This window comes from Streptomyces sp. NPDC051567 (assembly GCF_044454165.1).
Taxonomy (GTDB): Bacteria; Actinomycetota; Actinomycetes; order Streptomycetales; family Streptomycetaceae; genus Streptomyces.
Genome location: NZ_JBITDK010000002.1, coordinates 237,419 through 261,557 on the forward strand (window position 1 = coordinate 237,419; position 24,139 = coordinate 261,557).

Here is a 24,139-nt window from a genome sequence, read left to right on the forward strand (position 1 = left end):
GATTCAACCAGGTCCCGCGGGTCAGCGGAGCAGCGAGACCGGGCGGGCCGTGACCGCGGGCGAGGGGTGGAGCGGGGGCAGGGGCGTGGACAGCGGGCTGGGGACGGTACCGGGGGTGGGGAGGCGGTCGCGGACGGCGGCGTCGGCCACCGTCACGGCGGGACCCGGCCGGGAGGCCGGGGCGGGGGACTCCCCGCGGACGGTGGGATCGACCAGGTCCAGCGGCAGCGAACCGCCGAGCGCGAGGGCGGCCAGCGACACCGAGACGGCCCCGGCGGCGACGAAGGCGAACCGGCGGCGGGGACGGCCCACCTCATGTATCCGGAAGCCCTCCTGCCGGACGGTGGCGGCCGGGACGACGTACCCGAACGAGGCGAAGGGACCGGCCACCGGCGGCACGGGCGGATCGCCGGGACCTCCGGGACCCCCGGGATCTCCGCCCGGCAGCCCCTGCAGCCGGGCCAGCAGCCCCGCCGAGAGCGGCGGCGGCGCGCTCTCCACGAACATCGTCTTCAGGCGCCGCTGCGCATCGGCCTCGGCCTTGCACCGGGCGCAGGTGGCCAGGTGGGCGAGGACCCGCTCACGGGCGTCGTGCTCCAGCTCGCCGTCCACCAGGGCGGCGAGCCGGTCGCCCAGGTGCTGTTCGGCGGGGGACGGACCGGCTCCGCTCACTCGGGTCCGCCCTCTCCCCCGGCGCCCGGCGCGCCCACCGCCACCCCGGCCAGCGCGCGCTGCTCCGCGCGCGCCTGGGGGGACCGGTGCTTGAGCGCCTTGCGCAGGTGCGAACGGCCCCGGTGGATACGGCTGCGCACGGTGCCGAGCTTCACGCCGAGCGTGGCGGCGATCTCCTCGTACGACAGGCCCTCGATGTCGCACAGCACCACGGCCGCGCGGAACTCGGGGGCGAGGGTGTCCAGCGCGTGCTGCACGTCCGCGTCGAAGTGGGTGTCGTGCAGCGCCTGCTGCGGGGACGGCTCACGGCTGGGCAGCCGCTCGGCGGCGTCGTCGGCGAGCGCGTCGAAGCGAATCCGCTGCTTGCGGCGGACCATGTCCAGGAAGAGGTTGGTGGTGATCCGGTGGAGCCAGCCCTCGAAGGTCCCGGGCGTGTACGTGGACAGCGAGCGGAAGACGCGGACGAAGACCTCTTGGGTCAGGTCCTCGGCATCGTGCTGGTTACCCGTCAGCCGGTAGGCGAGACGGTAGACCCGCACACTGTGCGTGCTGACGATCTCCTCCCATGAGGGAGGGGTCCACGCCTGGGGGCCCGCATCGGAAGCAAAGGTCGCAGTGGTTGCGGTGGCGGCGGTGTGGAAACGGTCAGCGGTGTCGGTCACGGATTTCGGCTCACCCGCCGACCAGAAGAGGCGCCTGAATACGCCCCCACGATCCACAGGCGCAGCCGCACCTCCCCTGTCGGCTCTGGTGGTGTCCAGTGGACTCCCTACCATAGCCACCCCCTCCGTCAGCTCTGGATAAGCTTTTTTGCAGTAACTTTGCACAGGCCGAAGGTCGCGGTCCGGTCCGTACCGCCGATCTGCCCGGCAGCGTCCCTTCCCGTCCTCCCTCCACCCCTCCCAACGCCCGGTCCCATCTGCGGGTTCCCGACACCAACGGATACAGTCACCGTTGCGCCAACTATGGGGACAGGAGAGGGTCATTAGCGGCAACCGGCAGACGAGCTGGGCGTTCGCCGACGCGTTTGTCGCCGAGGACGACGCTCTGCGATGGGCCCGTGACCGGGCGAGGGAGGCGGGCCTGCGCTCCGTCTCCCCCGGTACCGGGGCCGCGCTGCGCCTGCTCGCCGCCACCGCGGACGCCAAGGCGGTCGCCGAGATCGGCACCGGAACGGGTGTCTCCGGCATCCACCTCCTCCACGGGATGCGCGCCGACGGCGTGCTGACCACCGTGGACCCCGAGCCCGACCGGCAGGCGTTCGCCCGTCAGGCGTTCCGTGCCGCCGGCTTCGCGGGCAACCGTGCCCGCTTCATCCCCGGCCGCGCCCTGGACGTCCTGCCCCGGCTCGCCGACCGCGGGTACGACCTCGTCTTCTGCGACGGGGACCCGACCGAGTCCCTGGACTATCTCGCCGAATCGTTGCGCCTGCTGCGCCCCGGCGGGCTGGTCTGCTTCGAGGGGGTCTTCTCCGACGGCCGCACGGTCGACTCGGCCGCCCAGCCGGTGGAGGTGCTCCGCGTCCGCGAGCTGCTGCGCAGCGTCCGCGAGAGCCCGGCCCTGGAGGCGGCCCTGCTCCCGGTGGGCGACGGCCTGCTGTGCGCCGTGCGCCGCTGAGCCCGTCCCGCCCTCGCCGCCGGCGGCCTGCCGCACGCCCCGGCACCGGCCGTCGGCGCCCCGTCCGGCCCCGGACGCAACACTGCCCCGGCCGCGCTGTGCGACCGGGGCAGTGCAGAGAATACGGAGAAATTCAGAGGGTGCCGACGGTTCAGCCGACGACCTTCTTCAGGGCGTCACCCAGGGCGTCCGCCTCGTCCGGGGTCAGTTCGACGACAAGCCGACCGCCGCCCTCGAGCGGTACGCGCATGACGATGCCCCGCCCCTCCTTGGTGACCTCGAGCGGGCCGTCGCCCGTCCGCGGCTTCATGGCCGCCATGCTCGTTCCCCTTCCTGAAACCAGTTCATCGTCAGCCGACGGCTCCATTCAGGCGCCTAGTACCCGGCATCGAACACATTGCTTCCAGGTCATTATCCCGCATGTCAGGACCCGCTGACCAACATCGCCCGGGAACGCTTCGGCAACGCGCTCGACCAAAACCACTCATTTCGGGGACCTGCCTGCGATACTTCGCCGCCGCTCCCGGTGAACGGCGTCCCCTTTCTTTGACGCACATCACATGTGCGGCGTCGGTCCGGTCCGCCATGCTGACCCTTGCACCGGCCGGTACCGGCCGGTAGCCAGCCCGCGACGAAGGGGGAACCCCTGCCATGGCCGACAGCGTGCTCTACGAAGTGACCGACGGACTCGCGACCGTCACGATCAACCGTCCCGACGCGATGAACGCCATGAACACGCAGGCCAAGGCCGCCCTGCGCGACGCGGTCCAGGAGGCGGCCGAGGACCCGGCGGTACGGGCCGTCCTGCTGACCGCGGCGGGCGACCGGGCCTTCTGCGTGGGCCAGGACCTCAAGGAGCACGTGGAGAACCTGACGGCCGACCGCGAGCGCGGGTCCGCCCTGACGATGGCCACGGTCGCGGAGCACTACAACCCGATCGTGCGGGCGCTCACGCAGATGCCGAAACCGGTGGTGGCCGGGGTGAACGGGGTCGCGGCCGGGGCGGGCTTCGGATTCGCGCTGGCGGCGGACTTCCGCGTCGTCTCCGAGAACGCCTCCTTCAACACCTCCTTCGCCGGGGTGGCGCTGACCGCCGACTCCGGGGTCTCCTGGACCCTCCCCCGCCTGATCGGCGCCTCGCGCGCGGCGGACCTGCTGTTCTTCCCGCGCGCGGTCAGGGCCCAGGAGGCGTTCGACCTCGGCATCGCCAACCGGCTGGTCCCCTCGGAGTCCCTGCGCGCGGAGGCGGAGGCCGTGGCCCGGGCGCTGGCCGCCGGGCCCACGGTCGCGTACGCGGCGCTCAAGGAGTCCCTGGCGTACGGGGCCTCCCGGACGCTGGCGGAGGCGCTGGACCACGAGGAGGCCCTCCAGACCCGCGCGGGGGCCTCCGAGGACCACGCCATCGCGGTCCGCGCCTTCCTCGCCAAGCAGCCGCCCCGGTACCTGGGCCGCTGACCCGTCCCGGTCAGGCCGGTCAGGCCGGACGGGTGCGGGCGACGCAGCCGGCCAGGTGGTCGTCGACCAGGCCGCACGCCTGCATCAGGGCGTAGGCCGTGGTGGGTCCGACGAAGCGGATGCCCTCCTTCTTCAGGGCCTTGGCGAGGGCCGTGGACTGCGGGGTGATCGCCGGGACCTCCTCGAAGCTCCGCGGGGCCGGGCCGGGTTCCGGGGCGTGGGACCAGATCAGGGCGTCCAGCGCGCCCGGCTCCCACCCGGCCAGGACCTTGGCGTTGGCGAGGGTCGCCTCGACCTTGGCCCGGTTGCGGATGATCCCCTCGTCGGCGAGCAGGCGCCGCTCGTCCGCCTCGCCGAACCGGGCGACCGCGGCGATCTCGAACCCGGCGAAGGCCCTGCGGAAGCCCTCGCGGCGGCGCAGGATCGTCAGCCAGGACAGCCCCGACTGGAACGCCTCCAGGCAGAGCCGTTCGTACAGCGCGTCGTCGCCGCGGACCGGCCGGCCCCACTCCGTGTCGTGGTAGGCGACGTACTCCGGCGCGGACAGCGCCCAGTGACAGCGCGGCCCGCCGTCCTCGCCCGCCACCAGCCCGGTCACCGTCATCGTCCACCCCGCTCGCCACGGCCGGTCCGGTCCGCGTCGCCGTCGGCCTTGTCGGCCTCTGCCTTGTCGGTGTCTGCCTTGCGCGCATCGGCCTTGTCGTCGGGCGCGTCGTCGGCACTCTCGGCGGCCTCGGCGGCCTCGGCGGCGGCAGGAGCGTCGTCCGGGGTGGCCGGGGTGGCCGCGTCGGCGGCCGGGATCTCGTCGGTGACCACGTCCGTGACCGTCGTCGTCGTTGCCGTTGTCGCCGTGGCCGTCGTCGCGGGCGCGCCGTCCGCCGCCGGGTGGGCGTGGGCCGCCGGTCCGGTCGAGCCGGTCAGTTCGGCGATCCGTTCGTCGCGTTCCGCCAGCTCCGCCGCCAGCCGCTCCAGGACGTCGTCCACCTCGGCCATCCGGTATCCGCGCGGCGCGACCGGCAGCCGCAGGGCGTCGACGTCCTCCCGTACGACCGGGCGGGTCTGCGGCAGTCCGTCGGCCACGCGGTCGGGTTCCGCCTCCGGGAGGACGGCCTCCGAGCCGCCGCCGATCACCCCCAGGGTGACCGCGGCCACGACCACGACCAGCGCGATCATCAAGAACCAGAACACGATCAACTCCCCTGAGAGACTCCGGCCACCAGGTTAAGGTCGCGGGAGAGGCGCAAAGGTCGCCGAAGGAGGAAAGAGCAGGATGCTGCGACTGGGCAGGCGCGAGTTCGACACCCACGAGCCGGTGATCATGGCCATCGTGAACCGGACTCCGGACTCCTTCTACGACCAGGGGGCGACCTTCCGCGACGCCCCCGCGCTGGACCGGGTCGAACAGGCGGTCGCCGAGGGCGCCGCGATCATCGACATCGGCGGGGTCAAGGCCGGGCCGGGCGAGCACGTGGACGCGGTCGAGGAGGCCCGGCGCACGGTCGGTTTCGTGGCCGAGGTCCGGCGCCGGCACCCGGACGTGGTGATCAGCGTGGACACCTGGCGGCACGAGGTCGGCGAGGCCGTGTGCGAGGCCGGGGCCGACCTCCTCAACGACGCGTGGGGCGGGGTGGACCCCCGGCTCGCCGAGGTCGCCGCGCGCCACGGCGCGGGCCTGGTCTGCACCCACGCGGGCGGGGCGGAGCCGCGCACCCGGCCGCACCGGACCGCGTACGAGGACGTGATGGCCGACATCCTGCGCGTCACGGTCGGGCTGGCCGAGCGGGCCGCCGCCCTCGGGGTGCGCCGGGACGCGATCATGATCGACCCGGGCCACGACTTCGGGAAGAACACCCGGCACTCGCTGGAGGCGACCCGCCGCCTGGGCGAGATGGCGGCGACGGGCTGGCCGGTGCTGGTCTCCCTGTCCAACAAGGACTTCGTCGGCGAGACCCTCGACAAGCCGGTCAAGGAACGCCTGCTCGGCACCCTGGCCACGACGGCGGTCTCGGCCTGGCTGGGGGCGCGGGTGTACCGCGTCCACGAGGTCGCCGAGACCCGGCAGGTCCTCGACATGGTGGCGTCCGTCCAGGGCCACCGCCCCCCGGCGGTCGCCCGCCGGGGGCTGGCCTGAGCCACCGGGCCCCGCCCGGCCGGGTACCGGCGCTCCGGTACCCGGCCGGGGCCGGGTCTACTTGCCGACCTCCTTGGTCACCAGCGCGATCGCCTCGTCCACGTCGTCCGTGACGTGGAAGAGGTAGAGGTCCTTCTCCGAGGCCTTGCCCTGGGCGACGACCGTGTTCTTCAGCCAGTCGGTCAGCCCGCTCCAGTACTCCGTGCCGAACAGCACGATCGGGAAGCGGGTGATCTTCTGCGTCTGGACCAGGGTCAGCGCCTCGAACAGCTCGTCCAGCGTGCCGAGACCGCCGGGCAGGACCACGAAGCCCTGGCTGTACTTCACGAACATCGTCTTGCGGACGAAGAAGTACCGGAAGTTCAGCCCGAGGTCGACGTGCTGGTTGAGCCCCTGCTCGAAGGGGAGCTCGATGCCGAGGCCGACCGAGATGCCCTCGGCCTCGCGGGCACCCTTGTTGGCCGCCTCCATCGCGCCGGGCCCGCCGCCGGTGATGACCGCGAACCCGGCCTCGACCAGGGCGTGTCCGATCCGTACGCCCGCCTCGTACTCCGGCGAGTCCACCGGGGTGCGGGCCGAGCCGAACACGCTGATCGCCGGCGGCAGCTCCGCCAGCGTGCCGAAGCCCTCGATGAACTCCGACTGGATGCGCAGGACCCGCCAGGGATCGGTGTGCACCCACTCGGAGGGCCCGGCCGAGTCCAGCAGCCGCTGGTCCGTCGTACTGCCCGCCTGAACCTGGCTCCGCCTGCGCAACACCGGACCGAGCTGCTGTTCCTCGGGCCGGTGGCGAGCCTCCCTGTCGGGACTGGCGTGGTTGCCCATGGTGTGCTCCCTCCTGCTGATCGTCAGATCAGGGTAGGCGCACCGAGGTGACGGGAAGGGGAATTCACGAGGTCAGCCAGGCCCGGAGTCGTTCCTCGCAGTGCAGGATCGCCTTCGTCGCGACCCTTTCGTCCACCTTGTGGGCCAGCAGGGCGTCCCCGGGGCCGTAGTTGACCGCCGGGACGCCGAGCCCGCTGAAGCGGGAGACGTCCGTCCAGCCGAACTTCGGCATGGCGCGGCCGCCGACCGCCTCCATGAAGGCCGCGGCGGCCGGGTGGCCGAGGCCGGGGAGGGCGCCGCCGGAGGAGTCGGCGACGGTGAACTCGGCGATGTCGCAGTCCGCGAACACCTCGCGCACGTGGGCCACCGCCTCGGCCTCGCTGCGGTCGGGGGCGTAGCGGAAGTTGACCGTCACCGTGCAGGAGTCGGGGATGACGTTGTTGGCGACGCCGCCCTCGATGCGGACGGCGTTGAGGCCCTCGTGGTACTCCAGCCCGTCGATGACCGGCCTGCGGGGCTCGTACGCGGCCAGCCGGGCCAGGATCGGTCCGGCGGTGTGGACGGCGTTGGACCCCATCCAGCTGCGCGCGGAGTGGGCGCGCTCCCCGGAGGTGCGCAGCAGGATGCGCAGGGTGCCCTGGCAGCCGCCTTCGACCTCGGCGTTCGAGGGTTCCAGGAGGACGGCGAAGTCGCCGGTGAGCCAGTCGGGGTGGGCCTCGGCGACCTTGCCGAGGCCGTTGAGGTCGGCGGCCACCTCCTCCTGGTCGTAGAAGACGAAGGTGAGGTCCCGGTTGGGCTCGGGGACGGTCGCGGCGATGCGCAGCTGTACGGCGACCCCGGACTTCATGTCGGTCGTGCCGCAGCCCCAGAGGACGCCGTCCTCGTCGAGGCGGGAGGGGACGTTGCCGGCGATCGGCACGGTGTCGAGGTGGCCGGCGAGGACGACGCGTTCGGCGCGGCCGAGGCGGGTCCGGGCGACGACGTTGTTGCCGAGGCGGTCCACGGTCAGGTGGGGCAGGCGGCGCAGCGCGTGTTCCACGAGGTCGGCGAGTACCTTCTCGTCGCCGCTCACGGAAGGGATGTCGACGAGCCGGGCGGTCAGCTCGGCGGCGTCCAGGGTGAGGTCCAGCTCGGATTCGGGCATGGAACCGACCCTAACCCCACCGGACCGGGCGCGGCCCGGTCCGTCCGGTCGGTGGACCCGCGGGGTGGCTCAAGTACGGTGGGCGGCGTGCCGCAGACCGATCTTCCCCGCCCCCGCCGCCGGTTGCCGCGCGCGGCCGTCGGCCTGTCCGTCCTGCTCGTGCTCGCCGGTTACGTCGCGGTGCAGCGCGAATCCAGCGGCGGCGGCGCCCCGTACTGCACGGCCACCGCGGTCACGGGAGCGGACGCGTCGGGGCGGGGCGGCGTCCTGCGGTCCTACGAGATGACCTCCGAGCAGGCGTCGAACGCGGCGACGGTGGCGGCCGTCGGCATCGTCAAGGGGCTGCCCGACCGGGCCGTGACGATCGCGCTGGCGACGGTGATGCAGGAGTCGGCGCTGCGCAACATCCGCTACGGCGACCGGGATTCGCTCGGTCTCTTCCAGCAGCGGCCCTCGCAGGGCTGGGGCACCCCGGCGCAGATCATGGACCCGGTCTACTCGGCCGGGATCTTCTACGACCGCCTGGCGGAGGTGCCCGGGTACGCGGAGCTGCCGCTGACGGTGGCCGCGCAGAAGGTGCAGCGCAGCGGTTTCCCGGACGCCTACGCGAAGCACGAGCCGGACGCGGCGGTCCTGACGGCGGCGTTCGGGGCGGACGGCACACTGGCCTGTTCCGGCCCCGCGCCCGCGCCCGGCGACCCGGCGAGGGTGGCGGCGGAGCTCGCCCGCGTCTTCGGCGGGGAGCCGGCGGCGGGCGGCGACGCACCGGGGACGGCCTCCGGAACCCCGGACTCCCCGGCGGCCTCCGACGCCGTGGCCCCCGACGCCGCGCGGACCGGGGAGACCGAGCTGACGGTCCGGACGAAGCGGGGCGGCGGGCCGGCCGAGGTCCGCCGGGGCCGGGTGGCGGCGTCCTGGGCGGTGGCGCGGGCGCGGGAGCTGGGCATCGCCCGGGTCTCGTACGGGGAGTCGGGCTGGACCGGTGGCCAGGACTGGGGCCGGTGGCGGCGCGCGGACCGGGTGGTCGTCCCCGGTGAGGGCGGGCCGGGGACGCCGGAGCAGGGGTCCGGAGACGAGGTCCGGATCTTCGTCGCGCGCTGAGCCGGGCCGGGCGGTTCGGGCCGGGCCGGGCCGGGCCGACGGGTGGGACCGGCCGCGCGCACGTCCACGGCCGTGTCCACCTCCGCGTCCGAAACCCGCCGGGACGGCCGGGACCGGTGTGCGAACGGACGTACGGGGCGCCACCCGTGCGGGGGAGCCGCGAAGGCCCGCGCGGCGGTGTCCCGGAGGGCCGGAAGCCCTGGTCGGCGGGGATTCCATAGGCTTGTCACGGAAGCCGATGAAACGATGCGGCGCCGATCTTTTACCCACCGGCTCCGCAACTCCCCGGGCCCCGGGAGCGGTTGTACACGGCGTACTCAGCCGCTACCGCTTAGGAGCATCATGTCCCTCCCCCTGACCCGTCGGATCGCCCGTGCCGCGCTGCTCCTCGCAGCCGGGACCGCGCCCGTGGTCGGTGCGGCCGGCGTGGCCAGTGCCGCGGGCCTGGAGTCCGTACCGCAGCTCGGCACTCTCACCGCACCGATCACGGCGCCCGACACCGCCGGTGACCCCACCGCCGCCCTCACCGACACCGCGGCGCGGACCCTCCCGGCCGCCGGTCCCGCCGCCGACCTGACCGGTACCGCGAGCGGGCTGCTGGGCAAGGGCGGGCTGCCCACCGACACCCTGACCGGGTCGCAGTCCTCGCCGCTGGGCAGCCTCGGCGGCCTGCCGCTGGGCCGCTGACGCGCCACGGGAACGCCGAGGGGGCCGGGAGCACGAACTCCCGGCCCCCTCGGGCGTGCACGGGCCCTGCCGGGGGCCCCGTGGTCAGCCGAGGCGCTTGACCGCCGCCGCGACCCGTTCGTCGGTGGCCGTGAAGGCGACGCGTACGAAGCGGGCGCCCGCCTCGCCGTAGAAGTCGCCGGGGGCGACCAGGATGCCGAGTTCGGCGAGGTGGGCGACCGTGTCCCAGCAGGGCTCGTCCCGGGTCACCCACAGGTACAGGCTGGCCTCGCTGTGCTCGACCCGGAAGCCGTACGCCTCCAGCGCCGTGCGCAGCGCCTCGCGGCGGGCCGCGTACCGGGCGCGCTGCTCCCCGACGTGCGTGTCGTCGCCGAGCGCGGCCACCGTGGCGGCCTGGACCGGGGCGGGGGTCATCATGCCGCCGTGCTTGCGGATCTCCAGCAGCTCGCGCAGGACGTCCGCGTCACCGGCGATGAAGGCCGCCCGGTATCCGGCCAGGTTGGACCGCTTGGAGAGGGAGTGGACGGCGACGACGCCCTCGTAGGAGCCGCCGCAGACCTCGTCGTGGAGGACGGAGACGGGCTCGGCCTCCCAGCCCAGCTCCAGGTAGCACTCGTCGCTGAAGACGAGGATGCCGTGGGCGCGCGCCCAGGCCACGATCCGGGTCAGCTCCTCCTGGGGGAGGACCTCCCCGGTGGGGTTGGAGGGGGAGTTGAGCCACAGCAGCTTCACACCGGCCGGGTCGAGCGCGGTCGGGTCGTCGTAGACCACCGCCTGCGCGCCGCACAGCCGGGCGCCGACCTCGTACGTCGGGTAGGCGAGCCGGGGGTAGGCGACCTTGTCGCCGGGGCCGAGGCCCAGCTGGGTCGGGAGCCATGCCACGAGTTCCTTGGAGCCGACCACCGGCAGGACGTTGCGGTGTCCGGCGGCGCTCGCGCCGAGCCGTCCGCGCACCCAGCCCGTGATGGCGTCGCGCAGGGCGGCCGTGCCCCAGACCGTCGGGTAGCCCGGGGAGTCGGCGGCCCCGGCCAGGGCCCGCTGGATCAGCTCCGGCACCGGGTCCACGGGGGTGCCGACCGACAGGTCGACGATGCCGTCGGCGTGGGCCGCCGCCGTGGCCTTGTACGGCTCCAGCTTGTCCCAGGGGAAGGCGGGAAGACGGTCGGATACTGCGGCCACGGTGGTCTCTGCTCTCTCTGCGCACGGGACGGAGCGGTACGGGACGGGGCTCTACGGGACAGGACGGTACGGGACGAGGCGGTACGCGACGAGGCGGTACGGGAACGGCCGGCGCGGTGGCCGGGAAGGTCCGCCCGGGGCGGAAAACACCACGGTCCCGTGCGGCGGGGAGCCGGACGGGACCGTGGACGCCAGGACCTCTGCCCTCAGTGCTCGGGAGAGGGGTTGATACCGGCGGGGAGGGCCTCGATGAAGGGGTGGTCACGCTCGATCAGGCCGAGCTTGGACGCGCCGCCGGGCGAACCGAGCTCGTCGAAGAACTCCACGTTCGCCTTGTAGTAGTCCTTCCACTCCTCCGGGGTGTCGTCCTCGTAGAAGATGGCCTCGACCGGGCAGACCGGCTCACACGCACCACAGTCGACGCACTCGTCCGGGTGGATGTACAAGGACCTCTTGCCCTCGTAGATGCAGTCGACGGGGCACTCTTCGATGCATGCCTTGTCCTTGACGTCGACACAAGGCTCCGCGATGACGTAGGTCACGCTCTCGTTCCTCCTCGGTAGGGCTGTCCATATCGCGCGGGAGCGCGGCGTCGTCGATGCCCGCATCTAGTATCTCCGTTCCCGGGCACGATCCGAACAGGAGGGGCGGACAGAGCTGTGGAAATCACTGCCGGAGGGCTGCTGGAGGTCCGTATTACCCCAGCTGACGTGGGTAAACGAGTCTCTGTACGACGGGTGGAGGCTGGACTGAGCGGGGGCCCCCGGTTCACGGACACCGTGGGTGTGCTCACATCCTGGGACGACGGTGTGCTCCTGATCACAAGGAAAAACGGCCAGGCCGTCCGTATAGCGGAATCGACGCTGGTGGCGGGCAAGACGGTGCCCCCGGCGCCGGCCCGGCGGCGCGGTCCCGCGGCCTCCTTCGAGGAGCTCGCGCGGGTCTCGGCGCGCTCCTGGCAGCCGCTGGAGAGCGAGGCGTTGGGCGGGTGGACGCTGCGGGCGGCGGCCGGTTTCACCCGGCGGGCCAACTCCGTGCTGCCCCTCGGCGACCCGGGTCTCCCGCTGGACGATGCACTCGCGCGAGTGACCTCCTGGTATACGGAACGGGGACTTCCGGCCTACGTGCAGACCGCGACGGGCGCCGAGGGCACCCAGGAGCTGCTCTGCGCGGAGCTGGAACGGCGGGGCTGGGCGGCCGAGGTGTCGGCGCAGGTGCGGATCGGGGCGCTGGCCCCGGTGGCGGACGTGGACGCGCCCGAGGCGGAGGCGGTACGGCTGACCCGCACCCCGGACGAGGAGTGGCTCGGCCGGTACGGGAAGGTCACCGACCCGGCGCTGGCCCGGCGGATGCTGGTGGCGGGCCCCTCGGTGTGGTTCGCGGCGCTGCCCGGGGGCCGGGCCGTCGGGCGGTGCGTGGTGGACGGGCGGTGGGCCGGGTTCGCGGCGCTGGCGGTCGATCCCGCGCACCGGCGCGAGGGGCTGGCCACGGCGGTGATGGCGGCGCTGTCCCGGCGTGCGCTGGAGGAGGGCGCGTCGGCGGCGTGGCTCCAGGTGGAGACGGACAACCCGGGAGCGCTGGGCCTGTACGACGGGCTGGGCTTCGCGGCGCACCACACCTACCACCACTACCGGGCGGCGCGGTGAGCGCCGCCTCCCGCGAGGAGTTCGCCGCGCAGGCCCGGTCGGAGCGGCCGGACCTGGCGGCGCTGTGCCTGCTGCTGGCGGCCGAGGCCGATCCGGAGCTGGACGAACGGGGCAGGGACCGGGCCCAGATCGAGCTGGACCGGCTGGCCGGGATGCTGCCGTACGGGCGGCGCTCCGGGCGGGCCTGGGCCTCGGCGGTGACGGAACTGCTGGGCGGGCGGCTGGGGTTCCACGGCACCCCGGCGGATTACGACCGGCTCTCGTCCTCGCTCCTGCACGAGGTGCTGCGGCGCCGTCGGGGGCTGCCGATCCTGCTGTCGGTGGTCTGGATGGAGGTGGCCCGGCGGGCGGGGGCCCCGGTGTACGGGCTGGGGCTGCCGGGGCACTTCGTGGTCGGGTTCGGCGATCCGGAGGAGGGGGTGGTGACCGACCCGTTCGCGGGCGGCGCCTCGCCGGGCGCCGGGACGGCGGAGCCGGCGGCCGGGGACCGGACCCCGGCCCGGACGCTGGACGTCGTGCTGCGCGTGCTGAACAACGTCCGGGCGTGGGCGGCGACCCGTCCGGAGCAGTCGGCGGCGGCGCTGTGGGCGCTGGACCTGTCGCTGCTGCTGCCCTCGCACCCGGCGTCGCTGCGGTACGAGCGGGCGCGGCTGCTGGTGGAGCGGGGCAGCTTCACGCAGGGGGCGGTGGAGCTGGACGCGTACGCCGGGGTGGTGGACGCGGTGGACCCGGCCGCGGCGGCCCGTATCCGCGGCGAGGCGTCCTCGGCCCGCGCCCTGCTGAACTGACCCCGGCCCGGGGGCACTCGTCCCCGGGCGCCGCCCCCGGCCGGACACATGACGGAGCCCCTCCCCCGCCGACGGATGCGCGGGGAAGGGGCTCCGGCCGCGGTCACGGCACCGGTGGTGTCCGGGTGGCCCCGGGCGTCAGCTCGGGTTGCCCCGGATTCAGCTCGGGTTGCTCTGGATGACGACGGTCCGCTCGGCCGGGGTCTTGCCGCGCAGGGCCTTGCCGAGGGCGCCCGCGACGTCCTGCGGGGTGACGGCGGTCTTCTCGCCGGTGCCGCGGGTGATCAGGACGCCGTCGAAGGTGTTCCCGTAGACGGACTTGAGCGCGTCCAGGTCGTACTTCTCGACCAGGCGGCCGTCCACGACCTGCATGCTGAGGATGCGGGGCAGGGACCTGCTGCCGAACGGGATGGACGCCTTGGTGCCCGCCTTGACGGTGACGGTGGCGGACATCGCGGGCTCGGCGAACTCCTTCATGGCCCGGTCGAGTTCGGCCTGGCCCACCGTGGGCGCCTTGGTGGACACGGGCAGCTCGACGACGGCCGGCTTGCCGGTGGCGACCATGTCGCGGAACGCCTTGGTGACCTGGGCGGTGGAGCCCTCCACGTCGAGGGAGGGACCGGCCTTGCCGAGGACGGCGACGGCCTTGCCCGTGTCGAAGGTGATCGTGGACTCGGAGGCGGAACCGGCGCTCGCGGCGAGCTCCCGGAGGGCGACCTGGAGCTTCTCCTCGTCGACGGGGAGCACGGGGGCGGCGACGCGCTGCTGACCGAGGAGCGAGCCGATGACCGTGACCGGGTTGTAGTCGCTGCCCGCCGCGTTGCGGACGGTGGTCTGGCTGTCCAGGGTCAGCCCCGCCTTCTCCGGCTTCAGTTCGACCTGCTTGCCGGCGACGCTGAGCTGGAGCGGGGCGTCGAGGCGGGTCCCGAAGGCCGTCTGGAGCTTGGTGACGGCCTCGTCGCGGCTGCCGCTGATGTCGACGCCGAGGACGGTGGTGCCCTTGGGCACGTCGGAGTGGTTCAGGAGCAGCCCGGCGCCGTAGGCCACGGCCACGACGGTGACGGCGACGCCGCCGAGGAGGACCAGCTTGGAGCGGCCCTTCTTCGCGGGCTTGGCGGGCTTCACGGACGTGTACCCCTTGGCCCCCTTCGTCCCCTTGCCCTTGGCGGCGCCCTGCTTCGCGGGCGCGGGCGCGGGTCCGTCGGCCACCGGCACCACGGGCCGGGGCACGGGGGTCGGCACCGGGGCCGCGCCCGCCCGTGCGGGGGCCTGGGCGTCGACGGAACCGGGCCAGCCCGCCTGGGCGCCCTGGCCGTCGTAGACGGGGAAGGGCTGGGTGACGGGCCCGCCGTCGGCCTGGGGGGCGCCGTACGCCGGGAAGTCCTGGACGGGGGCGGGGCCGCCGTAACCGGGGTCGGGCGCCTGGGCGTAGCCGGGCGCGGGCGGCGGCGGTGCGTAGCCGGGCGCGGGTTCCGGGGCCGCGGCCTTGCGGGGGGCGAACCAGTTCGGCGGCGCCCCCTCCCCGGCGGCCGGGGCGGGCTCCGGCGCGGCTTCGATCCGGGTCGGCCGCGGCACGGGTACCGGCTCCGGCGCGTAGCCCCCGGCGGGTGCCTGCGGCGGCTCCGGCTCGGCGGCGGCGACCGGCTTGCGGACGACCACCGGGGGGATCGGCCGCGAACCCGGGATGTTGATCCGGATACGGGTTGTCAGGGTGGTCTCGGTCTTCGGCCCGTCGGATTCGGGCGTGGACGGCTTCGGGTTCACAGGGTTCTCCTCCGGGGCGGTCGCCGCGGCGTCCGTGGACGGGTACAGGCCGGTTCCGTACGGCGGTGTTCCCGAGGGGTAGGCGGCTCCGCCGTGCCCCTGGGGCCCGGAGGAAGGACTGTCGGTTTCACGACTCAAGGCAGGTTCTCCCGGTTGGCTCCGCCGCCCGTCATAGCGTGCGCGGGCAGCTCGGCGGCGCGTCCACCATACTGTCCGCCGCCCGTCCACGGCCGACCACCGGGAATCAGCGATTCCTGTTGTCTTCCGGCAAACCGCCGCCAACTGTCATCTGACAGGCCGTGCGTCATGCGCCTGACGGTCCGCCGGGCCGTGGAGCGTGGCGCTCATCACAGCGGCTACGGCTCCACCCAAAAGGTAGACATACACCCCGATTTCCGATGAACCAAGGAGGAAATCCCCCTCCGGGCGCGGTGTGCTGAGCAGGACGTACGAGAGGAACCAGCCCGCCGCCGGAGCACCGACGCCCAGGCCGGTCCCGAGGGCGGTCCGGCCCCCGAGGAAGAGTCCGAGGAGGGCCAGCAGCGCCAGCGCGAGGCCACCGGGGAACCACAGGTCCACCACCAGCCAGCCGGCCGCGCCGGTCAGTACGCCCGCCGCCAGCAGGCCCAGCGCGGCGGCGATCCGTCCCGGGGCCGGCGCGGCGCTCATGCCCGCACCCCCGCGAACAGGTCGCGCTCCCGCTCGCCCGCCGGGGCTCCCGGCGCGCCCGCGACCAGTTCGTAGTACTCGTGGGTGAACAGCGGCTGGACGAGGTCGTTGGAGAGGGCGAAGAAGGGCCCGTCCACGGCGATCTGGGTGACGTGGGCCCGCATGGCCGCCGCCTTCGCCGCCACGTGCTCCGGCGCGCCCCCGATCTCGGCGGTGATCTTCTCGTCGGGGACGACCCCGGGCAGGTCGCCCGGCGCGGCCACCCCCGGGAAGGGCGTCCGCGTACCGGCCGCGCGCAGCCGGGCGAAGCCCTCCTCGACCGCCGAGAGCGGCAGGCGGTTCCAGTAGATCTTCTCGACGGCGTGCGGCGCGCCGAGCTCCGGCCGGTACGGTGCCGACGCGGCCAGTTCGGCGGCGCGGGTGGCGACCCGGTGGGCCTGGATGTGGTCGGGGTGGCCGTAGCCGCCGTCCGGGTCGTAGGTGACGAGCACCTGCGGGCGCAGCTCCCGGACCACCTCCACCAGGTGCGCGGCGGCCTCGTCCACCTCGGCGGCCCAGAAGGCCCCGGGGCGGGTGTTCTGCGGGGCGCCCATCATCCCGGAGTCCCGGAACCGGCCGGGGCCGCCCAGGAACCGGTGGTCGGCGACGCCGAGTTCCGCCATGGCGGCGGTGAGCTCGGCGACCCGGTGGGCGCCGAGCGCGTCCTCGCGGTCGGCCGTCAGGTGGGCGAGCCCGGACGGGATGACCTCACCCTCCTCGCCGAGGGTGCAGGTCACCAGCGCGACATGGGCGCCCTCGGCCGCGTACTTGGCCATGGTGACGCCGTTGTTGATCGACTCGTCGTCCGGATGCGCGTGCACGAACAGCAGACGACGGGCGGGAAGACCGTTCATAGGGGCAAGCCTACGAGGTGGGCCCTCAGGTACTAGAACTTGAGGCCGCTGATCATGCTGGCCACGTTGGAGGTGAGCTGGCTGAGGGTCGGGGCGATCGTGGAGCTCGACAGGTAGAAGCCGAGCAGCACACAGACGACCGCGTGTCCCGCCTTCAGGCCCGACCTCCGGATCAGCAGGAAGACGACGATCGCCAGTAGCACCACGGCCGAGATCGAGAGTGCCACGGCGGTTCACCTCCACGTCGAGCGGACAACGGGTACGCAGATGCGTGCTCGGCGAGAGTCATACCCACCATGCGCTACGGATCATAACTATCCGTGCCAGCGCACCGATCGAAATCCGGCAGCACAGGGGGCGCACACCGCGCACGCGCGGGGGCACACGAGAGGGTGACCGGACACCCCGTACACCGTCCCGACGGGCCTCCGGCACCCGGATGGCCGTATTCCGCCAAGGCTGCACGGCGTAGATCTCGGGGCAGAAACGGTCAAGTCGCCCTCGCTCGGACCAGGTTGTCGGACCGGTGGGGCCTTCGGGGGCGCGTGCGCGGCGTGGCCGAAAATCATCGGTCCATGGGGGTGGGTTCCGCCGTTCTTCCAGTCCGGACCTGACGCAGTTCCCGGGCCGGGGCCCGTCCCGGCCGCCGGACCCGACGCTATCCGCCCGCCGCCGGCGGCTGCGGCGGGTCCTCGGGCAGTGGCTGCGGCGGGTCCGCGGCCGGTGCCGGCGGCGGGGCCTGGGACGGGAGCACCCGCTTCTCGGCCGCGAAGTGACAGGCCGAGGGATGTGCCGCCGGGCCCGAGGGGAAGACCTCCGGGACCGCCAGCAGCGGGACCTCCACGGTGCACCGCGCCTGCGCCTTCCAGCAGCGGGTGCGGAAGGAGCAGCCGGACGGCGGGTTGGCCGGGGAGGGGACGTCTCCGGTGAGGATGATCCGGTCCCGGTGGGCGCGCGCCTGCGGGTCCGGCACCGGGACCGCGGACAGCAGCGCCTGCGTGTACGGGTGCGTCGGGTGCTCGTAGATCTGGGTGTCGGTCCCGATCTCGACCATCTTGCCCAGGTACATCACCCCGACCCGGTCGGAGATGTGCCGGACGATCGACAGGTCGTGCGCGATGAAGACGTAGGAAAGGCTGAACTCGTCCTGGAGCCTGCCCATCAGGTTGATGACCTGGGCCTGCACCGACACGTCGAGCGCCGAGACCGGCTCGTCGGCGACGATGATCTCGGGCCGCAGGGCGAGACCGCGGGCGATGCCGATGCGCTGGCGCTGGCCGCCGGAGAACTGGTGCGGGTACCGGTTGATGTACTCCGGGTTGAGCCCGACGACGTCCAGGAGCTCCTGGACCTTGCGGCGCCGGTCGCCCTTGGGAGCCACCTCGGGGTGGATCTCGTACGGCTCACCGATGATGTCGCCGACCGTCATCCGCGGGTTCAGCGAGGTGTACGGGTCCTGGAACACCATCTGGATGTTGCGGCGGACCGCCTTGAGCGCCTTGCCGGAGAGCCGGGTGACGTCCTCGCCCTTGTAGGAGATCACGCCCGCCGTCGGCCGTTCCAGGTTGACGAGCATCTTCGCGACGGTGGACTTGCCGCAGCCGGACTCCCCGACGATGCCCAGGGTCTCCCCCGCGCACAGCCCGAAGGAGACCCCGTCGACCGCCTTGACCGCGCCGATCTGCCTCCGCAAGAGGATGCCCTGGGTGAGCGGGTAGTACTTGACCAGGTCCTTCACCTCAAGAATGGCCTCAGCCATGGAGGCACTCCTTCCAGAAGAAGCAGGCGCTGCGGCGGCCCTCGGCGACCGGGGCCAGCGGCGGGACCTCGGCCCGGCAGACCGCCTGGGCCATCGGACAGCGCGGGTTGAAGGCGCAGCCCGGCGGGATGTTCAGCAGGTTGGGCGGCAGGCCCTTGATCGCGTAGAGCTCCTGGCCCTTCTGGTCCAGGCGCGGGATCGAGTCCAGCAGACCCCGCGTGTACGGGTGCGCGGGCGCCCGGTAGATCGCGTGGACCGGGGCCTCCTCGACGATGCGGCCCGCGTACATCACCGCGATCTTGTCCGCGACGTCGGCGACGACCCCGAGGTCGTGGGTGATCAGGACGAGGCCCATGTTCAGCTCGCGCTGGAGCTCCGCGAGCAGGTCCATGACCTGGGCCTGGACGGTGACGTCGAGGGCCGTCGTCGGCTCGTCCGCGATGATCAGCGAGGGTTCCAGGGCCATCGCCATGGCGATCATGATGCGCTGGCGCATACCGCCCGAGAACTGGTGCGGGTAGTCCCCCACCCGCTCCTTCGCCGCCGGGATCTTCACCCGGTCCATCAGCTCGACGGCCCTGGCCCTGGAGTCCTTGCGGGACATCCCGCGGTGCACCTCGTACATCTCGCCGAGCTGGGCGCCCACGCTCAGGACGGGGTTCAGGGAGGAGAGCGCGTCCTGGAAGATCATGGCCATTCCGGCGCCGCGGATCTTCCGCCGCTCCTCCTCCTTCATCTTCAGCAGGTCGCGGCCCTTGAAGAGGATCTCGCCGCCCGTGATCCGGCCCGGCGGGGTGTCGAGGATGCCCATGACGGCCTGGGCGGTCACGGACTTGCCGGAGCCGGACTCGCCGAGCACGGCGAGGGTCTCGCCCTCGGCCACCGAGTAGTTGACGCCGTTGACCGCCTTCGCGACTCCGTCGCGCGTCGTGAATTCCACGTGCAGGTCGCGGACTTCGAGCAGCATGTGCGGGGCTCCTCAGCGCAGCTTGGGGTCGAGGGCGTCGCGCACCGCGTCGCCGAGCATGATGAAGGCGAGCACGGTCAGGCTCAGCGCGCCCGCCGGGTAGAGCAGCATGTGCGGGGCGTTGCGGATCTGCGAGGCCGCGTTGGAGATGTCGATGCCCCAGGAGACGGTGGGCGGGCGCAGGCCCACGCCGAGGAAGGACAGGGTGGCCTCCAGCGCGATGTAGGTGCCCAGGGCGATGGTGGCGACGACGATGACGGGCGCGACGGCGTTGGGCGCCACGTGCCGCAGCAGCATCCGGCTGTTGCCGGCGCCGAGGGCGCGGGCGGCCTGGACGTAGTCGTTCTGTTTGGCGGTGATCACCGAACCGCGGGCGATGCGGGCGATCTGCGGCCAGCCCAGGAGCACGATGAAGCCGACCACCGGCCAGACGGTGGTGCTGGTGACCACCGAGAGGAAGACCAGGCCGCCGAGGACGACGGGGATGCCGAAGAAGATGTCGGCGACCCGGGAGAGCAGCGCGTCGCTCCAGCCGCCGAAGAACCCGGCGAGCCCGCCGAGCGCGGAGCCGAGCAGGGCGGCGCCGAGGGTGGCGCAGATGCCGACGGTGATGGAGGCGCGGGCGCCGTGGACGGTACGGGTGTACACGTCGCAGCCCTGGGTGTCGTAGCCGAAGGGGTGGCCGGGGGCGGAGCCCTGCTGGGACTTGGAGAGGTCGCACCGGAGGGGGTCGCCGTCCGCGATGAGCTGGGGCCAGATCGCGATGACGACGAGGAAGAGGATCAGCAGCGAGGAGACCACGAAGACGGGGTTGCGGCGCAGCTGGTGCCAGGCGTCGGACCACAGGGAGCGGGCCTTGTCGGCGGGGGCGGGGGCTCCCGGGGCGGCGGGTCCGGGGGGCTGCTCCAGGCTCTCGGCCTCCTCCATGGCGAGATCCATGCCTCCGCCCTGGCCGGTCGGGGAGATCGCCTCGTGCGGGCCGGGTCCCACCGGGTCGTAGAGTTCCGGCCCCTCGAAACGCTCGGGACGCTCGGGACGCTCGGGCTCAGGCATAACGAATCCTCGGGTCCAGGACCGCGTAGAGCAGATCGACGAGCAGGTTCGCCAGCAGGAAGACGATGACGAGGATGGTCACGAAGCCGACCACCGTGGGGGCGTTGTTGCGCAGGATGCCCTGGTAGAGCTGGTAGCCCACGCCGTGGATGTTGAAGATCCGCTCGGTGACGATGGCGCCGCCCATCAGGGCGCCGATGTCGGTGCCGATGAAGGTGATCACGGGGATCAGCGAGTTGCGCAGCAGGTGGCGGGTGACGACCCGGTGGCGCGGCAGCCCCTTGGCGACGGCGGTGCGGACGTAGTCGGCCTTGACGTTCTCGGCGATCGAGGTCCGGGAGAGCCGGGTGACGTACGCGAGGGAGACCAGGGCGAGGACGATGCCGGGCAGGATCAGTTCGCTGAAGGGCGCGTCCGGGGAGACGGTGGGCCGGACCCAGCCCCATTTGACGCCGAAGAGGTACTGGAGCAGGTAGCCCGTCACGAAGGTGGGCACCGAGATGACGACGAGGGTCAGGACCAGCAGGCTCGTGTCCACGGCCTTGCCCCGGCGCAGGCCGCTGACGACGCCGAGGCTGATGCCGACGACGATCTCGATGAGGATCGCCACGATGGTCAGGCGCAGGGTGACGGGGAAGGCCGAGGCCATCAGCTCGGTGACCTTCTGGCCGTTGAAGGCGGTGCCGAAGTCGCCCTGGAAGATCTGGCCCATGTAGTGCAGGTACTGCTTCCACAGCGGCTGGTCGAGGTAGAGGTCCTTGCGGATGCGCGCGGCGGTGGCGGGGTCGGGGGCCTTGTCGCCGAAGAGGGCCGCGACGGGGTCGCCGAGCGCGTACACCATGAAGAAGATCAGGAAGGTGCTGCCGATGAACACCGGGATCATCTGGAGCAGCCGCCGGATCACATAACGTCCCATCAGACTCCCCTGGTACGTGCTGGGTTCCTGCGGTCCCGCGCGGGACCGGGCCGGACCGGACCGGCCGCGGCCCGTGGGCCCTCCGGCTCCGGGCGCGGGGCGCGGTCACGGAGCGCCGCGGGGCGGCGGTCGCCGTGGGGCCGCGGTCCGGCGGGGGCGGTCGCCCGGTTCAGCCGACCTTGATCTGGTTGTAGACCGGGACGCTGAACTGGTTGAGGGCCACGTCCGAGAGGCGCGCGGAGTGCCCGGCGCTGCCGTTCTGGTACCAGAGCGGGATCGCCGGCATCTGCTCGGCCAGGATCTTCTCGGCGTCCTGGAACGTGGCGATCGCCTTGGCGGGGTCGCTCTCCTGGTTGGCCTCGTCGACGAGCTTGTCGAAGTCCTTGTTGTCGAACTTGCCGTAGTTGGAGGAGGCGCCCGTGTAGTAGAGCGGCTCCAGGAAGTTCTGGATCAGCGGGTAATCGGCCTGCCAGCCCGAGCGGAAGGGGCCGGACATCTTGTAGGCGCTCAGCTGGTTCTTGAAGTCGGCGAAGGTGCCGATCGGGTTGACCGTGCAGACCGGGCCCTCGCCGATGGCGTTGTTGATGCTGTTGCAGACGGCGTCCATCCACTCGCGGTGCGAGCCGGTGTCCACGTTGGAGGTGAGCGTGACCTTGCCGCCGGGCAGGCCGCCGGCCTCCTGGATCATCTTCTTGGCCGCCACCGGGTCGAAGGCGCAGGCCTCGCCGCAGAGGGTGGCGCTGAAGCCGCCCTTGGCGCCGAGGGCCGGGGAGGTCCAGTCCTTGGCCGGGGTGCGGGTCTCCTGGAAGATCTGCTTGGTGATCTCGTCGCGGTTGATCGCCATGGACAGGCCCCGGCGGACCTTCTCCATGCCCTCCTTGCTCCACTGCGGGTCGTACAGCGGGAAGACGACGGTCTGGATGATCAGGGCCGGCTGGTTGATGTACCGGTCGCCGAGGTCGTCCTTGACGTTCTTGAGCTGCTGCGCCGGGATGTCGTCGACGAGGTCGAGGTTGCCGGAGATCAGGTCGGTGTAGGCGGTGTTGTTGTCGGTGTAGACCTTGAGGTCCACCCCGTTGTTCTGCGCCTTGTCCGTGCCCGGGTACCCGTCCCACGTGCGGAGCTTCATCCCGGTGCCCCGGGTGTAGGAGTCCACCGTGTACGGGCCGTTGCCGACCGGTTTGCCCAGCCAGGCGGCGTGGTCGGTGAAGAAGACCTTGGGGAGCGGGGAGAACGCCTGGTAGCCGAGGGTCTCGGGCCAGGTGGAGAACTTGGACTTCAGGGCCACGGTGAAGGTCTTGTCGTTCTTGACGACCAGCCCGGACATGGTCTTGGTCTTCGGCTCGCCCGACGTGGGGTGGACGTCGGCATAGCCGACGATGTCGGAGAAGAACGGCGCGTTGTTCTGTTTGTTGCGCACGTCCGCCGCGTAGTTCCAGGCGTCCACGAAGGAGTGGGCGGTGACCGGCTCGTCGTTGCTGAACTTCCAGCCGTCCTTGAGGGTGACCGTGAAGTGCTGGCTGTCGCTCGTCTCGATCTTCTCGGCGAGCATGTTGTCCGCCGCGCCGGTCTTGGGGTCGTACCGCTTCAGACCGCGGAAGAGCATGTCGAGGACCTTGCCGCCCTGGACCTCGTTGGTGTTGGCCGGCTCCAGCGGGTTCTGCGGGTCGCCCCACGAGGAGCTGACGACTCCCGCCGTACTGCCCCCGCCGCTGTCGCTCCCGCCGCCGCAGGCCGTCGCCGCGAGGGCGACGGCCGCCGCACATGCGGCCCACTGGGCACGGGTGGCTCCGCGCATGGGAGTGCCTCCTTGGTCACCGGACTCGCTTAGCGCCCAATGTCACCCCAGGTGAGGCCCCCCGCACGTGTGGTTGGACCGATTGCACCCCCGCGTCACCCGCCTGTCACCCCTGTGGGTGCAAAGCCAGCTGCCAGGTGTCCACCGCGTAGTGCAAGGCCATGCCGTGCGCCTCGTAGAGGGCGAGCGCCCCGGTCTCGTTGTGGGTGTCCACGCCGAGGCCCACGGTGTCCCGGCCGCGCGCCGCGTAGGCGGCGAAGGCGTGGCGCAGGAGGAAGCCGCCGATGCCCCGGCCGCGCAGTTCCTCCCGTACGCCGAGATGGCTGATCCAGCCCATGCTGGTGCGGTCGTCCCGGGTGAGGAGCACGCCGGCGTCGCCCTCGCCGGGCAGGCTCGCGATCCAGGTCAGGGACCAGTCGAGGCCGCGGCCGTCGATGTGGTCCAGCCAGGGCTCGTACGCGCGCTCCGCGTGGCCGAAGTGGGAGGCGAAGGCGTCCTGCACCAGGGCGTGGACGCGGCGGCGGTCGGCCTCGTCGGTCCCGCAGTGGCGCAGGACGAGCCCGGCGGGGGGCTCGTCGGGTGCCACGGCGGCGGCCGGGGAGAGGGCGCGGGTCATCACCTGGTAGCGGCGGACGGGGCGGTAGCCGCGGCCGGTGAGGAGGGCCAGGTCGAGGACGGGTTTCACGTTGAACTGGAGCCGTAACGTGCCGTCGGGCGCGGACGCCGCCATCCGGCGGGCCCGGTGCTCCATCCGCTCCAGCAGCCGCAGGGAAGCCTCGGGGTGGCCGGGCAGCACGTAGTGGTCGCCGTCGACGCGGCCGGGCCCGGAGTCGGCCCAGACCAGGGAGTAGGCGAGGAGCCGGCCGCCGCGGAAGGCGAGCCAGGAGTCGGTGGAGAGGTCGACGTCGGGGTGGTGGAGATCGGCCTCGACGGCGCCCAGGCCGGTCTCGGGGCGGCCGATCTCGATCATGTCGACGGCGTTGAGCAGGGCGCAGATGTCGGAGGCGTCGCCGGGCCCGGCGGGCCGGACGGTGAGGGTGTCGGTCATCGGGCCACTGTCGGCCGCGCGGGCGCG

General features: G+C 72.7%; 26 protein-coding genes. 7 read left to right on the plus strand and 19 right to left on the minus strand.

The window, feature by feature from the left end; all coding sequences use genetic code 11:
• Positions 1–21: 21 nt before the first annotated feature.
• Both ACIA5F_RS03195 and sigE read right to left on the minus strand, forming a co-directional pair.
• Complete coding sequence (locus ACIA5F_RS03195) at positions 22–672, minus strand: zf-HC2 domain-containing protein (RefSeq protein ID WP_399348513.1); 651 nt, start codon at positions 670–672, stop codon at positions 22–24.
• Positions 669–1,448: an RNA polymerase sigma factor SigE gene (gene sigE / locus ACIA5F_RS03200; protein WP_399348515.1), complete on the minus strand. Its 780-nt coding sequence runs from the start codon at positions 1,446–1,448 to the stop codon at positions 669–671. Before sigE ends, ACIA5F_RS03195 begins: the two co-directional genes overlap by 4 nt.
• 178 nt (positions 1,449–1,626) lie before the next feature.
• Here sigE and ACIA5F_RS03205 point away from each other — a divergent pair, with 178 nt between their 5' ends.
• Positions 1,627–2,289: an O-methyltransferase gene (locus tag ACIA5F_RS03205; RefSeq protein ID WP_399348517.1), complete on the plus strand. Its 663-nt coding sequence runs from the start codon at positions 1,627–1,629 to the stop codon at positions 2,287–2,289.
• 151 nt (positions 2,290–2,440) lie between these two features.
• On the opposite strand, the gene ACIA5F_RS03210 is transcribed toward ACIA5F_RS03205, so the two are convergent.
• Positions 2,441–2,608: a DUF3117 domain-containing protein gene (locus tag ACIA5F_RS03210; protein WP_003966491.1), complete on the minus strand. Its 168-nt coding sequence runs from the start codon at positions 2,606–2,608 to the stop codon at positions 2,441–2,443.
• A gap of 332 nt (positions 2,609–2,940) precedes the next feature.
• On the opposite strand from ACIA5F_RS03210, the gene ACIA5F_RS03215 reads away from it, so the two are divergent.
• A complete protein-coding gene (locus ACIA5F_RS03215) occupies positions 2,941–3,744 on the plus strand; it encodes an enoyl-CoA hydratase/isomerase family protein (RefSeq protein ID WP_399348519.1) in 804 nt (267 codons plus the stop codon).
• Between the two features lie 19 nt (positions 3,745–3,763).
• On the opposite strand, the gene ACIA5F_RS03220 is transcribed toward ACIA5F_RS03215, so the two are convergent.
• Positions 3,764–4,348: a DNA-3-methyladenine glycosylase I gene (locus tag ACIA5F_RS03220; protein WP_399348521.1), complete on the minus strand. Its 585-nt coding sequence runs from the start codon at positions 4,346–4,348 to the stop codon at positions 3,764–3,766.
• Positions 4,345–4,932 carry a DivIVA domain-containing protein gene (locus ACIA5F_RS03225; RefSeq protein ID WP_399348523.1) on the minus strand — a complete coding sequence of 196 codons (588 nt, stop codon included), beginning with the start codon at positions 4,930–4,932 and terminating at the stop codon, positions 4,345–4,347. Before ACIA5F_RS03225 ends, ACIA5F_RS03220 begins: the two co-directional genes overlap by 4 nt.
• 82 nt (positions 4,933–5,014) lie before the next feature.
• Here ACIA5F_RS03225 and folP point away from each other — a divergent pair, with 82 nt between their 5' ends.
• Positions 5,015–5,875 (plus strand): dihydropteroate synthase, encoded by an 861-nt coding sequence (folP, locus tag ACIA5F_RS03230; protein ID WP_399348525.1) that lies wholly within the window; start codon positions 5,015–5,017, stop codon positions 5,873–5,875.
• A gap of 57 nt (positions 5,876–5,932) precedes the next feature.
• Here the strand turns inward: folP and ACIA5F_RS03235 are convergent, their stop codons facing one another.
• Both ACIA5F_RS03235 and dapE read right to left on the minus strand, forming a co-directional pair.
• Entirely contained in the window at positions 5,933–6,700 is a 768-nt protein-coding gene (locus tag ACIA5F_RS03235; protein ID WP_399348527.1) for a TIGR00730 family Rossman fold protein, read from the minus strand.
• Positions 6,701–6,764: 64 nt separating this feature from the next.
• Positions 6,765–7,844, minus strand: a complete 1,080-nt coding sequence (gene dapE, locus ACIA5F_RS03240) for a succinyl-diaminopimelate desuccinylase (RefSeq protein ID WP_399348529.1) — start codon at positions 7,842–7,844, stop codon at positions 6,765–6,767.
• Positions 7,845–7,931: 87 nt separating this feature from the next.
• Between dapE and ACIA5F_RS03245 the strand changes: the two genes are divergently transcribed.
• On the plus strand, positions 7,932–8,945 hold the full coding sequence (locus ACIA5F_RS03245) for a hypothetical protein (protein ID WP_399348531.1): 1,014 nt from the start codon (positions 7,932–7,934) through the stop codon (positions 8,943–8,945).
• A 342-nt stretch (positions 8,946–9,287) separates the two neighbouring features.
• Positions 9,288–9,632 carry an ATP-binding protein gene (locus tag ACIA5F_RS03250; RefSeq protein WP_399348533.1) on the plus strand — a complete coding sequence of 115 codons (345 nt, stop codon included), beginning with the start codon at positions 9,288–9,290 and terminating at the stop codon, positions 9,630–9,632.
• 84 nt (positions 9,633–9,716) lie between these two features.
• On the opposite strand, the gene dapC is transcribed toward ACIA5F_RS03250, so the two are convergent.
• Both dapC and fdxA read right to left on the minus strand, forming a co-directional pair.
• The gene (gene dapC, locus ACIA5F_RS03255; RefSeq protein WP_399348535.1) at positions 9,717–10,811 is read right to left on the minus strand and encodes a succinyldiaminopimelate transaminase; all 1,095 of its coding nucleotides are present in this window, start codon (positions 10,809–10,811) and stop codon (positions 9,717–9,719) included.
• A 206-nt stretch (positions 10,812–11,017) separates the two neighbouring features.
• Positions 11,018–11,353: a ferredoxin gene (fdxA, locus tag ACIA5F_RS03260; protein ID WP_399348537.1), complete on the minus strand. Its 336-nt coding sequence runs from the start codon at positions 11,351–11,353 to the stop codon at positions 11,018–11,020.
• 117 nt (positions 11,354–11,470) lie between these two features.
• Between fdxA and ACIA5F_RS03265 the strand changes: the two genes are divergently transcribed.
• Positions 11,471–12,457: a GNAT family N-acetyltransferase gene (locus ACIA5F_RS03265; protein WP_399348539.1), complete on the plus strand. Its 987-nt coding sequence runs from the start codon at positions 11,471–11,473 to the stop codon at positions 12,455–12,457.
• Entirely contained in the window at positions 12,454–13,245 is a 792-nt protein-coding gene (locus ACIA5F_RS03270; protein WP_399348541.1) for a transglutaminase-like domain-containing protein, read from the plus strand. Before ACIA5F_RS03265 ends, ACIA5F_RS03270 begins: the two co-directional genes overlap by 4 nt.
• A 159-nt stretch (positions 13,246–13,404) precedes the next feature.
• On the opposite strand, the gene ACIA5F_RS03275 is transcribed toward ACIA5F_RS03270, so the two are convergent.
• The 10 genes from ACIA5F_RS03275 to ACIA5F_RS03320 form a co-directional block, all read right to left on the minus strand.
• Entirely contained in the window at positions 13,405–15,009 is a 1,605-nt protein-coding gene (locus ACIA5F_RS03275) for a hypothetical protein (RefSeq protein ID WP_399348543.1), read from the minus strand.
• Between the two features lie 285 nt (positions 15,010–15,294).
• On the minus strand, positions 15,295–15,678 hold the full coding sequence (locus ACIA5F_RS03280) for a DUF6113 family protein (RefSeq protein WP_399348545.1): 384 nt from the start codon (positions 15,676–15,678) through the stop codon (positions 15,295–15,297).
• Complete coding sequence (mshB, locus tag ACIA5F_RS03285) at positions 15,675–16,571, minus strand: N-acetyl-1-D-myo-inositol-2-amino-2-deoxy-alpha-D-glucopyranoside deacetylase (protein ID WP_399348547.1); 897 nt, start codon at positions 16,569–16,571, stop codon at positions 15,675–15,677. Before mshB ends, ACIA5F_RS03280 begins: the two co-directional genes overlap by 4 nt.
• A gap of 32 nt (positions 16,572–16,603) precedes the next feature.
• On the minus strand, positions 16,604–16,798 hold the full coding sequence (locus tag ACIA5F_RS03290; RefSeq protein ID WP_399348549.1) for a hypothetical protein: 195 nt from the start codon (positions 16,796–16,798) through the stop codon (positions 16,604–16,606).
• Between the two features lie 431 nt (positions 16,799–17,229).
• A complete protein-coding gene (locus tag ACIA5F_RS03295; RefSeq protein WP_399348551.1) occupies positions 17,230–18,330 on the minus strand; it encodes an ABC transporter ATP-binding protein in 1,101 nt (366 codons plus the stop codon).
• Positions 18,323–19,297 carry an ABC transporter ATP-binding protein gene (locus ACIA5F_RS03300; protein WP_399348553.1) on the minus strand — a complete coding sequence of 325 codons (975 nt, stop codon included), beginning with the start codon at positions 19,295–19,297 and terminating at the stop codon, positions 18,323–18,325. Before ACIA5F_RS03300 ends, ACIA5F_RS03295 begins: the two co-directional genes overlap by 8 nt.
• Positions 19,298–19,309: 12 nt before the next feature.
• Entirely contained in the window at positions 19,310–20,350 is a 1,041-nt protein-coding gene (locus ACIA5F_RS03305; RefSeq protein ID WP_399348555.1) for an ABC transporter permease, read from the minus strand.
• A complete protein-coding gene (locus ACIA5F_RS03310) occupies positions 20,343–21,266 on the minus strand; it encodes an ABC transporter permease (protein ID WP_399348557.1) in 924 nt (307 codons plus the stop codon). The genes ACIA5F_RS03305 and ACIA5F_RS03310 overlap by 8 nt, the downstream gene beginning before the upstream one ends.
• Before the next feature lie 169 nt (positions 21,267–21,435).
• Positions 21,436–23,064, minus strand: coding sequence for an ABC transporter substrate-binding protein (locus ACIA5F_RS03315; protein ID WP_399348559.1), 1,629 nt, complete (start codon positions 23,062–23,064; stop codon positions 21,436–21,438).
• Positions 23,065–23,170: 106 nt separating this feature from the next.
• The gene (locus ACIA5F_RS03320) at positions 23,171–24,112 is read right to left on the minus strand and encodes a GNAT family N-acetyltransferase (RefSeq protein ID WP_399348561.1); all 942 of its coding nucleotides are present in this window, start codon (positions 24,110–24,112) and stop codon (positions 23,171–23,173) included.
• Positions 24,113–24,139 lie beyond the last annotated feature (27 nt).